The organism is Bacillus sp. JJ1609, from assembly GCF_036967045.1.
Taxonomy (GTDB): domain Bacteria; phylum Bacillota; class Bacilli; order Bacillales; family Cytobacillaceae; genus Mesobacillus.
Window position 1 is genome coordinate 1 of the sequence record NZ_JBALSS010000041.1, and the last position, 10,720, is coordinate 10,720.

Consider the following 10,720-nt stretch of genomic DNA (forward strand, 5'->3'; position numbering starts at 1 on the left):
TAATGGCTGTTCTTTTTTTGTGTCTTATTAAATACTTGGAAAATGGTAAACAGTAATTAGGGATACAATCGTATTTACCGGTATGATCTTAGCAGTGACCGGTATTGTATTTCTTTCAACCGGTATTAAATGGAAGCTAACTAGTATTAAATTTCCCCCAACTGGTATTAAATTTCATCCAACCAGTATTATTTGGGGAAATCCCCGAATTAAAGTTCGAGTTACCAGGAATAAAATAATTTCTATATCTTCATCACACCGCCTTATAACATTTTGTATCAAAACTGCCCTTTAAATTAGGTATTTTCTTACTTTGACTTGAGGAGTTTTAGTAAATCAGCTTTATTCCCGGTTGAAAGAATTTTATTTCCCGTTGGAACGAAAATATTCCCCGTTGAGTACGCTTTATTCCCTGTTGTCTAGCCAAAGTGACCTGATGCCATGAAAAGTGTCTCTCTCTAAGGACTTAATAAAGTACTATATTATAATTAACCAACCCTAAATTGTTATAAGACATACAAGGAAATGGAAAGTCAATCATAAAATATAAAACAATTAAACTTTCTAAAATATTATTCGGAAAATTGTATACAAAAGGGGGCTTCTGGCAACAATAGGTGTACGGAGGTGGAGAAATTGGGTTCGCTTTTAGCAAAAAAACAAGTTGGGGAAACGTGTGTGGTTTGCGAACAGACTAAAACAGCAGGAATACACCTGTATACTTCATTTATTTGCACAGAGTGTGAGAGCGTCATGATCAAGACTGATACGAGTGATCCTAAATATAAATATTACGTAGAAAAGTTAAGGAAAGTAACGAATCCTGAGATTTATAGTTAAAAGCTCTTTATAGGGCTTTTATTTTTTTTGCTCAAAATCAATGATAGAATAGGTAAGTATGAATAAATAATGCATAAAAGGTGAGTATATGAAACAATCGAGAACACCTTTGTTTGACCAACTAATAAAACATAATCAGGAAAATCCCATTTCCTTTCATGTTCCTGGCCATAAATTTGGCGAAGTTTTTTTGGAAAAGGGAAAATCCTTTTTTAGTGATATATTAAAGCTCGATGCCACGGAAATAACTGGTCTTGACGATTTGCATTCTCCAGAGGGTGTCATTTTAGAAGCGGAAGAGTTATTAGCAGATTTGTATCGTACTCAAAAGAGCTTTTTTTTAATAAATGGCTCCACAGTAGGGAATTTGTCGATGATTCTTTCCACCATAAATGAAAATGATATTGTACTGGTACAGCGTAATTCTCATAAATCAATTATGAATGGCATAAAACTTGCTAAAGCCAATCCTGTCTTTATCAGCCCTGATTATAACCTGGAATATAAAGTTGCAGGAGGACTGAATATAGATGACATTAAGTCGGCTATTAACCAGTATCCAAATGCAAAGGCACTTATTTTAACATATCCTAATTATTACGGGTTGACCTATGACCTTAAGAGTATCATCGATTTGGCACATACTCATGGCATTCCTGTGCTGGTGGACGAGGCACATGGTGTGCATTTTATTGCGGGGGATTATTTTCCGCAATCTGCAGTGGAGCTAGGGGCCGACATCGTTGTGCAATCTGCGCATAAAACGCTGCCTGCGATGACGATGGGTGCATTTCTCCACTTTCAAAGCAGCCTGGTTTCTCGGGACCAATTACAGTTTTATTTACAGGCGCTGCAATCCAGCAGTCCATCTTATCCCTTGATGGCTTCCCTGGATTTGGCGCGAAGCTATCTGGGTACATATAGTCAAGAGGATCTCACCTATCTTAGAGGAGAAATTGAAAGTTTCCGAAATACGGTAAATAACATCGAGACGATCCGGTTATTGAACCAAGGTGATCCTTTAAAGATGACCATCCAGGCAGCAGGAACCTTATCGGGATTTGAATTGCAAAGGATTTTGGAGTCACAGGGGATTTTTACTGAATTAGCGGACCCTTACAATGTCCTATGTGTGCTCCCTTTGTTGAAGAAAGGAATGGAGCACAGATGGCTAGAGGCCGCTAATAGCCTAGTCGCTTCAGCTCAGTCGATTGAGAAGGGCCAGTCGATTAGTGAGAACCATTTCATAAAAAATAACGCGATTTCTACATTAGCTGTAGGTTATAAGGAAATGGAACACCAAGATACAGAGGTCATTCCGCTTGATACATCTGCCGGAAGAATCTGTGCGGAATCCATCATCCCTTACCCACCGGGTATTCCACTTTGCCTTCCAGGTGAAGTGTTGAGGGAAGCGGACTTACAGACAATTAGCTATCTGAGGAATATAGGTGCGAAAATCCAGGGTGGAGAGTTCTTGTCTGCTGATAAAATAAAAGTGTTTAAGAGTTGGGGGATATAAATGGCTAACGGAATATTTATAACAATTGAAGGACCGGATGGGTCAGGCAAGACAACGATAATTAATATGCTTGCTGAAAATCTTCAAAAAGAAGGGTTCGAGGTAGTGGCTACACGTGAGCCTGGAGGTATTGAAATTGCAGAGCAAATCAGGCAAGTGATCTTGGATCGTGATAATACGGCGATGGACCCACGCACAGAGGCGTTATTATATGCAGCTGCAAGAAGGCAGCATCTGGCTGAAAAAGTTAAGCCTGCTCTTGAAAAGGGGAAAATCATTTTATGTGACAGGTTTGTCGACAGTTCGTTGGCTTATCAGGGATACGCCCGCGGGCTGGGCATTGACGAGGTGTACTCGATTAACGAGTTTGCCATCGAAGATATGATGCCTCAGCTTACTTTATATTTTGATTTGGCTCCTGAATTAGGACTTGAAAGAATCAATAAAAATAAAGGGCGGGAAGTGAACCGCCTTGATCTTGAGAATCTGGAATTCCACCAAAAGGTGAGAGAGGGATACATGATTCTTGCAGATCGATTTGCGGATCGAATAGTAAAAATTGATGCTTCTAGAGAGCTAGATTCAGTATATAAGGATGCCGAAGCGAAAATAAAAGATGTATTGAATAAATGACTAATTGAGACAAGCCTGATTGAATTTTAGGCTTGTTTTTATTTAGAGAGGCCCGGTAACAGTTCAAGCTTCAATAACGGTGGTATCATTTGGAAGCGTTTGGGATTTTTAGTATAAATCATGTCTTGTCACGTGAATCCTGTTATAATGAGAATACAATGTTACGGAATAAAAAATAGGAGGAACATGAATGAAATTAATTTTAGCCGTGGTTCAGGATCAGGATAGCAATCGTTTATCGAATGCATTAGTGGACCATAATTTTCGAGCAACAAAAATGGCTAGTACAGGTGGATTCTTAAAATCTGGGAATACCACTTTTATCATAGGAACCGAAGACATCAGGGTAGAAAAAGCACTTGAGGTCATCAGGGATAATTGTAAATCTAGAGACCAGCTAGTGGCACCGGTATCTCCAATGGGAGGAAATGCAGATTCATATGTTCCTTACCCAGTGGAGGTTGAAGTTGGGGGAGCAACCGTATTTGTATTGCCGGTTGAACAGTTTCACCAATTTTAATCAGATATAAGAAATGAATTTATAAATGTAAGAGAGTGATCGCATTGGCAAAAACGTGGGACGAGCTGGAGAGACTTCAGCCGAATGTTTTAAAAATGATTAAAAACAGCATCCTGAAAAATCGAATAGCCCATGCGTATTTATATGAAGGTATGAGGGGCACTGGCAAAAAGGAGATTAGTATCCTCCTGGCCAAAAGCATCAATTGTCATGCTCCGGTTGAAGGCTATAAACCTTGTGAAAGCTGTGTGAATTGCAAGAGGATCAATAGTGGCAATCACCCTGATATCCATCTAGTCGAACCTGATGGGCTGTCTATTAAAAAAGGCCAGATCCAGGAGCTTCAGGAGGAATTTTCAAAAACGGGCGTGGAATCCAAAAATAAGCTGTACATGATTGTCCATGCTGATAAAATGACGACAAATGCAGCGAACAGTTTATTAAAGTTTCTGGAGGAGCCGCATGCGGGTACGGTTGCGGTCTTGATTACCGAGCAGGCACAGCAGATGCTGCCGACAATTTTATCCAGATGTCAGCTAATCAATTTCACACCGCTATCTCCTAAAAATATGGCAGAACAGCTGATAGCAAACGGGGTTAATCCTCACAGTGCACCGCTCTTGGCGCAGCTGACGAACAATTTGGAAGAAGCTTTGGAAATTAGTCATAATGATTGGTTTGCACAAGCACAAAAAATAGTGTTAAAATTATATGAAGTGCTAAAAAAGAATTCCCTTGAAGCAATGGTCACGCTTCAGGAAAACTGGTTTATCCACTTCAAAGAGAAAGAACAGATTGATCGAGGTTTGGATTTATTACTTCTTATTTTTAAGGATTTATTATACATTCAGCTTGGCAAGAAGGACCAGGTTGTTTATCTAAACGAAAGCTCACGTTTAGAACAGTTTGCACTACAGACATCCGGACGGCGTCTTACCGAACAAATGGCAGCCATTCTGGAGGCGAAGAGGAAGCTGCATGCCAATATGAATCCCCAGCTGCTTATGGAAGAGCTGGTGTTAAAATTGCAGGAGGGATCTACACTTGTATGATGTAGTAGGTGTCCGCTTCAAGAAAGCGGGGAAGATTTATTATTTTGATCCCGGCGATCTCTCAATTCAAAAGGACGAATTCGTCATTGTCGAAACTGTCAGGGGTGTAGAGTACGGAAGAGTGGTTACTCCCCGGAAACAAGTTGGCGAAAAGGATGTAGTCCTGCCTCTGAAAAAGGTAGTCAGAATTGCAGATCAAAAGGATCGCCTTATTGTCGAGGAAAACAAAACAGCTGCAAAGGAAGCATACGATGTTTGCAGTGATAAAGTGAATGAACATCAGCTGGATATGAAGCTTGTTGATGTTGAATATACATTTGACCGCAATAAAGTCATTTTTTACTTCACGGCTGACGGCCGCGTCGATTTCCGGGAATTGGTGAAGGATTTGGCTTCCATTTTCAGGACAAGGATCGAGCTTCGCCAGATTGGTGTCAGGGATGAAGCGAAAATGCTTGGCGGTATCGGCCCTTGCGGCAGAATGCTTTGTTGTTCTACTTTCCTGGGAGACTTTGATCCAGTTTCAATCAAGATGGCCAAGGATCAAAACCTCTCGCTTAATCCTACAAAGATTTCCGGGCTTTGCGGCAGGCTGATGTGCTGTTTGAAATATGAGAATGATGAATATGAAACAGCGAAAGAGCAGCTGCCTGACCTTGGTGAAATAATCGTGACACCTAATGGTCCAGGAAAAGTGGTAGGGCTGAATATTTTGGAGCGTGTGATGCAGGTTGATGTGGCCGGACAGGAACGCGTGCTGGAATATACGCTTGAGGAAATACAGGAAGCAGGAGCTGTATCGTTGCAATCATCCACAGATTAATGAGGTGGAACAGGTGGATAAAAAAGATATCTTTGACTCAGTAAGTAATATGGAAGCGCAAATCGGTGATTTATACCGTCAGCTTGGTGAGTTAAAACAGCATTTAGCAGAGATTCTGGAAGAGAATAACTCTTTAAAGCTGGAAAATGAGCATATAAGACGCCGTCTGGATCAAGCAATCGGTAAAAAAGATCCAAACATTAAGAAGAACAATAAAGAAAACAGCAACACAGTCCAGGCCGAAAAACATGTTGTCGATGTTGGCGAAGGCTATGATAACCTTGCACGGCTTTATCAGGAAGGTTTCCACATCTGCAATTTGCATTTTGGCAGCCCGCGCAAAGAGGATTGCTTGTTTTGTTTATCATTTCTTAATAAAAAATAATTGGCAGCCTTCCTTCATTGGGAAGGCTATTTTTATAAGGTTTTATTATTGGAGGAACAAATCGATATGCTTAACCTAAAAGAAGATGAAAGACTGGACTATTTACTGGCAGAGGATTTAAGAATCATCCAGAGCCCGAGTGTGTTTTCTTTTTCCCTGGATGCTGTACTGCTCGCAAGGTTCGTATGGGTACCGATCCAAAGTGGGAATATTGTTGACCTTTGCAGCGGGAATGGTGTGATTCCTCTGTTTTTAAGCGCGAGGACAAAGGGGACAATCACAGGGGTAGAAATTCAGGAGCGCCTGTACGATATGGCTGTCCGCAGCATTGAGTACAACCAGCTTGAGGATCGTCTTCAAATGGTCCATGGAGATATTAAGGAAGCGCCAAAACAGCTTGGATTCGAAAAATATGATGTGGTAACATGCAATCCTCCTTATTTTCCGACGCCTTCAAGGGAAGAAATAAACGAGAATGAACATCTGGCAATAGCGCGTCATGAAATCCTCTGCACGCTGGAGGATGCGATTAAATCTTCAAGCCAGCTTGTTAAGCAAGGAGGCAAGGTTGCATTTGTGCATCGTCCGGGCCGGCTGATCGATATCATCGAACTGATGAGAAAATATCGTCTGGAGCCGAAGCGGATTCAATTTGTCTATCCAAAGGCTGGGAAAGAAGCCAATACATTGCTGATCGAGGCAATTAAGGATGGCAGTCCTAATCTTAAAATACTTGAGCCGTTGATTGTCTATGATGCCAATAATGAGTACACCCCAGTCGTGAAAGAAATTTTATATGGAAGCAAGTAGGCATTATTTCTATGTCCTGCTATGCCGGGATGGCAGCCTCTATGCCGGATATACGAACAATCTTGAACGCCGCCTGAAAATGCATAACGAGGGAAAAGGTGCGAAATACACCAAGGGCCGGGGACCGGTAAGGCTTGTGTATTCGAAATCCTTTGATGAAAAAAGCGACGCAATGAAGGCGGAATACGAATTTAAGCAATGGACACGAAAAAAGAAGGAAGACTTTCTTTTAAGAGAAATGGGTGGTTTATATGCATCAACAGAAAAGCTTTGAGCGGGAGAATGAAAAAGGAATCTTGTATCTTGTGCCTACGCCGATTGGCAACCTCGAGGATATGACCTTCAGGGCAATCAGAATAATGAAGGAAGCCGATTTAATCGCTGCGGAAGATACGCGAAATACAAAGAAGCTTTGCAATTATTTTGAGATTGAGACGCCTGTTACGAGCTACCATGAACATAATAAGGAAAGCAGCGGCTATAAGTTACTTGAAAAAATAAGGGAAGGGGCAAAAATTGCCTTGGTAAGTGATGCGGGGATGCCGACCATATCTGACCCAGGTACTGAGTTGGTTGCTGAGGCAATCTCAGAAGGACTGACGGTGGTTCCTCTTCCAGGGGCAAATGCGGCATTGACTGCTTTAATCGCTTCTGGGATCCAGCCACAGCCTTTCTATTATTATGGATTCCTCCAGAGAGGCAAAAAGGAAAAGAAGAAAGAGCTTGAAACGTTGTCAAAACAGACAGCAACCATCGTTCTTTACGAATCTCCCCATCGCTTAAAAGAAACGCTGTCTTTAATGCTGGAAGGGCTAGGCGACAGAAAAATTGTCCTCTGCCGTGAACTGACGAAGAAATATGAAGAATTTATCAGAGGAACGATTTCGGAGACGTTGGAATGGGCACAGGCTGAAGAAATACGTGGTGAGTTTGTTTTAATCATTGAAGGGGCTTCCTTAAGTTCAATTGAAGAAGGAGAAACTCACTGGTGGGAAAAATTAAGCTTGAATGAGCATGTAGAGCACTATATCTCGGAAGAAAATATGAATTCGAAGGAGGCCATCAAACAAACGGCCAAAGACAGAGGCATGCAAAAACGAGATGTATACCAGGCCTACCATGTAGATGAGTAAATAGCAGAAGAGTTATCCTGTAAAAAATAACGATTAAAAAAGGCCGTGGGAGAATCCACGGCCTTGCTTGTATTATTAAGCTTTTACTGGTTCGAAGTTACCCTGGATTTCTTTAAGAAGCTGCTCTGCACCTTCACGGCTAAGGATTAACTTTCCGCCTGCCAATGTGATGTTGTTGTCAGATACTTCACCAGTGATATGGCAAGTCATGTTTGGCTTATATTTTTTAAGGATGATGCGGTCATCGTCCACATAGATTTCTAGAGCATCCTTTTCTGCGATGCCAAGAGTTCTTCTTAGTTCGATCGGAATAACCACGCGTCCAAGTTCATCAACTTTACGTACAATACCAGTAGATTTCATAGTAAAATAGTCTCCTCTCATTTTCCCATATATTGTTTCGTCATAATTCGACATATTTTTTTCTATTGGTTTTATAATACCAGCGATTCCAATAACCGTCAATTAATTTATTTTTCTTCCATTAACAATTTTTAACACTTTATAAAAACCTTTTTATATCAACGTTTTGGAATAGAAAGTCCAATAGGCGCAAGGAATGTCGCGGAATTTTTATCAGAAAAAACTGACAAAAATGGTTTTGTGAATATAATATTAGGTGCGCAATTCGACAAATTTCTACATTTGTTTCGACAAAATGTCATAAGTTTGTCATATTCACGTCATATTGCACATTTTAAGTTAAATGGGTATATTTTGAGGATAGATGAGGCAATCATTCTATTAGGCTCTTTTCGAGAATTTTGTTCATTTATACTAGGGATTAATCAGCTTTAACAACGCCAAATTCTTAGTATTGGAACCGTCGAAAAGAACGTAATCTGAAACCAGACTTTCTATTATGTATGTAAAGAGTACAGAATAAATTAGAAATGATAAGCTCTTGCCCAATAGGGTGGGGCTTTTTTAACACTACAGTAGGAAAGCCAAGGCATTAGCTGGTATAATAACTACTATTAGAATGAACTAGCAGTTTTAGTTAAGGAGGATCTTCATGGAAGAGAAACTGAAAACCTTTTATCTTACGACCCCTATTTATTATCCAAGCGGCAATTTGCATATCGGCCACGCTTATACGACTGTGGCCGGTGATGCAATGGCACGTTATAAAAGGCTCCGCGGCTTTGATGTCATGTATTTGACTGGCACGGATGAACACGGGCAAAAAATTCAGCGAAATGCTGAAGCTAAAGGAATTACGCCACAGCAATATGTCGATGAAATTGTGGATGGCATCCAGGAGCTATGGGGCAAGCTGGATATATCGTACAACGATTTTATCCGTACTACTCAAGACCGCCACAAGCAGATTGTCGAGAAGATTTTCGCGCAGCTTTTGGAGCAGGGCGATATCTATCTTGATCAATATGAAGGCTGGTACTGTACACCATGTGAATCCTTCTACACAGACCGACAGCTAGAGGATGGAAATTGCCCAGACTGCGGCCGTCCTGTTGAAAAGGTAAAGGAAGAATCGTATTTCTTTAAAATGAGCAAATATGCCGACAGGCTGCTGAAGTACTATGAAGAAAATCCTGAATTCATCCAGCCGGAGTCACGGAAGAATGAGATGATCAATAACTTCATCAAGCCTGGACTTGAGGATTTGGCTGTATCACGGACGACATTCGATTGGGGCGTAAAGGTTCCAGGAGATCCGAAGCACGTCATTTATGTATGGATTGATGCACTTTCAAATTATATTACAGCACTTGGCTACGGCACTGAGGATGATTCAAAGTATTTGAATTACTGGCCTGCCGATGTCCACCTTGTTGGAAAAGAAATCGTCCGCTTCCATACTATTTATTGGCCAATCATGTTGATGGCGCTTGATCTTCCACTTCCTAAAAAAGTTTTCGCCCATGGCTGGCTTTTGATGAAGGATGGAAAGATGTCTAAATCAAAGGGCAATGTAGTAGATCCTGTTACTTTGATTGACCGCTATGGCCTTGATGCACTTCGCTACTACCTGCTGCGTGAGGTTCCGTTTGGTTCTGATGGCGTATTTACACCAGAAGGCTTTGTCGAACGCATTAACTTTGATCTTGCTAATGACCTTGGCAATCTGCTGAACAGGACAGTTGCGATGATCAATAAGTACTTTGATGGCGAAATTCCTGCTTATAACGGTTCCGAAGGGGAATTTGAGAAACAGCTTCTCGAAGTAAACAACGAAACGGTACAAAAGTTTGAAGAAGCTATGGAAAAAATGGAGTTTTCCGTGGCGCTTACTTCTGTGTGGCAGCTGGTAAGCCGCTGCAATAAATTCATCGATGAAACCCAGCCATGGGTTCTGGCCAAGGATGAAGCTCAAAAAGATGCTTTAGCTAGTGGAATGGTTCATCTTGCCGAGTCATTAAGAAGAGTCGCTGTCCTCTTGAAGCCATTCTTGACAAGGACTCCTGATAAAATCTTTGCCCAGCTGAATGTCTCTTCTGAATCGCTTCAGACATGGGAAAGCCTCGAATCGTTCGGGCAAATTCCTGCAGGCACAAAGGTTGTACAGGGAGAGCCGATTTTCCCACGCCTTGACTTGAAGGAAGAGGTTGATTTTATCAAAGAAAAAATGCAGGGTTCAGCTCCTACAGCGGCACCTGCTGAGGAAGAAAAGCCTGAGCCGCAGGAAGAAATCACGATTGATGATTTCATGAAGGTCGAGCTTAGGGTGGCAGAAGTCATTCATGCAGAACCAGTTAAAAAAGCTGATAAGCTGTTAAAGCTTCAATTAAACCTTGGCTATGAGAAACGCCAAGTAGTGTCAGGAATTGCGAAATACTATAAACCAGAAGACCTTGTTGGCAAAAAAGTCATTTGCGTCACAAATCTGAAGCCTGTAAAACTTCGCGGAGAACTTTCCGAGGGAATGATTCTTGCGGGCGAAAAAGACGGGGTTATGTCACTGGCTACAGTGGATGACTCACTGTCAATCGGAGCGAAAGTTAAATAAAAATCGACAAGAAAATAAGAAAAGCGCAAGC

12 protein-coding genes are annotated in these 10,720 nt (G+C 41.3%); 11 read left to right on the plus strand and 1 reads right to left on the minus strand.

What is annotated here, in order from left to right; genetic code table 11:
• The first annotated feature begins 636 nt into the window (after positions 1-636).
• The 10 genes from V7654_RS22355 to rsmI all read left to right on the plus strand — a co-directional run bounded on the left by V7654_RS22355 (position 637) and on the right by rsmI (position 7,718).
• Entirely contained in the window at positions 637-840 is a 204-nt protein-coding gene (locus V7654_RS22355) for a sigma factor G inhibitor Gin (protein WP_335433048.1), read from the plus strand.
• Positions 841-928: 88 nt separating this feature from the next.
• A complete protein-coding gene (locus V7654_RS22360; RefSeq protein WP_335433049.1) occupies positions 929-2,362 on the plus strand; it encodes an aminotransferase class I/II-fold pyridoxal phosphate-dependent enzyme in 1,434 nt (477 codons plus the stop codon).
• A complete protein-coding gene (gene tmk, locus V7654_RS22365) occupies positions 2,363-2,995 on the plus strand; it encodes a dTMP kinase (RefSeq protein WP_335433050.1) in 633 nt (210 codons plus the stop codon).
• 190 nt (positions 2,996-3,185) lie between these two features.
• Complete coding sequence (locus V7654_RS22370) at positions 3,186-3,515, plus strand: cyclic-di-AMP receptor (RefSeq protein WP_023613337.1); 330 nt, start codon at positions 3,186-3,188, stop codon at positions 3,513-3,515.
• Between the two features lie 44 nt (positions 3,516-3,559).
• Positions 3,560-4,567 (plus strand): DNA polymerase III subunit delta', encoded by a 1,008-nt coding sequence (gene holB, locus V7654_RS22375; protein ID WP_335433051.1) that lies wholly within the window; start codon positions 3,560-3,562, stop codon positions 4,565-4,567.
• Positions 4,560-5,390, plus strand: a complete 831-nt coding sequence (locus V7654_RS22380) for a PSP1 domain-containing protein (protein WP_335433052.1) — start codon at positions 4,560-4,562, stop codon at positions 5,388-5,390. Before holB ends, V7654_RS22380 begins: the two co-directional genes overlap by 8 nt.
• A 13-nt stretch (positions 5,391-5,403) precedes the next feature.
• Complete coding sequence (gene yabA / locus V7654_RS22385) at positions 5,404-5,775, plus strand: DNA replication initiation control protein YabA (RefSeq protein WP_335433053.1); 372 nt, start codon at positions 5,404-5,406, stop codon at positions 5,773-5,775.
• Between the two features lie 66 nt (positions 5,776-5,841).
• Positions 5,842-6,585 (plus strand): tRNA1(Val) (adenine(37)-N6)-methyltransferase, encoded by a 744-nt coding sequence (locus V7654_RS22390; RefSeq protein ID WP_335433060.1) that lies wholly within the window; start codon positions 5,842-5,844, stop codon positions 6,583-6,585.
• On the plus strand, positions 6,572-6,859 hold the full coding sequence (locus V7654_RS22395) for a GIY-YIG nuclease family protein (RefSeq protein ID WP_335433054.1): 288 nt from the start codon (positions 6,572-6,574) through the stop codon (positions 6,857-6,859). Before V7654_RS22390 ends, V7654_RS22395 begins: the two co-directional genes overlap by 14 nt.
• Positions 6,837-7,718 carry a 16S rRNA (cytidine(1402)-2'-O)-methyltransferase gene (gene rsmI, locus V7654_RS22400; RefSeq protein ID WP_335433055.1) on the plus strand — a complete coding sequence of 294 codons (882 nt, stop codon included), beginning with the start codon at positions 6,837-6,839 and terminating at the stop codon, positions 7,716-7,718. The genes V7654_RS22395 and rsmI overlap by 23 nt, the downstream gene beginning before the upstream one ends.
• A gap of 75 nt (positions 7,719-7,793) precedes the next feature.
• Here rsmI and V7654_RS22405 read toward each other — a convergent pair whose 3' ends face one another.
• Complete coding sequence (locus tag V7654_RS22405; protein WP_125481637.1) at positions 7,794-8,081, minus strand: AbrB/MazE/SpoVT family DNA-binding domain-containing protein; 288 nt, start codon at positions 8,079-8,081, stop codon at positions 7,794-7,796.
• Positions 8,082-8,733: 652 nt separating this feature from the next.
• Here V7654_RS22405 and metG point away from each other — a divergent pair.
• On the plus strand, positions 8,734-10,689 hold the full coding sequence (gene metG, locus V7654_RS22410) for a methionine--tRNA ligase (RefSeq protein ID WP_335433056.1): 1,956 nt from the start codon (positions 8,734-8,736) through the stop codon (positions 10,687-10,689).
• The last annotated feature ends 31 nt before the right edge of the window (positions 10,690-10,720 follow it).

What these genes read in the sequence shown, in the direction of transcription:
- V7654_RS22405 (WP_125481637.1), bottom strand. Translation starts at nt 8,081, where the DNA reads ATGAAATCTACTGGTATTGTACGTAAAGTTGATGAACTTGGACGCGTG.
- V7654_RS22360 (WP_335433049.1), top strand. Translation starts at nt 929, where the DNA reads ATGAAACAATCGAGAACACCTTTGTTTGACCAACTAATAAAACATAAT.
- rsmI (WP_335433055.1), top strand. Translation starts at nt 6,837, where the DNA reads ATGCATCAACAGAAAAGCTTTGAGCGGGAGAATGAAAAAGGAATCTTG.
- V7654_RS22390 (WP_335433060.1), top strand. Translation starts at nt 5,842, where the DNA reads ATGCTTAACCTAAAAGAAGATGAAAGACTGGACTATTTACTGGCAGAG.
- metG (WP_335433056.1), top strand. Translation starts at nt 8,734, where the DNA reads ATGGAAGAGAAACTGAAAACCTTTTATCTTACGACCCCTATTTATTAT.
- V7654_RS22370 (WP_023613337.1), top strand. Translation starts at nt 3,186, where the DNA reads ATGAAATTAATTTTAGCCGTGGTTCAGGATCAGGATAGCAATCGTTTA.
- tmk (WP_335433050.1), top strand. Translation starts at nt 2,363, where the DNA reads ATGGCTAACGGAATATTTATAACAATTGAAGGACCGGATGGGTCAGGC.
- V7654_RS22395 (WP_335433054.1), top strand. Translation starts at nt 6,572, where the DNA reads ATGGAAGCAAGTAGGCATTATTTCTATGTCCTGCTATGCCGGGATGGC.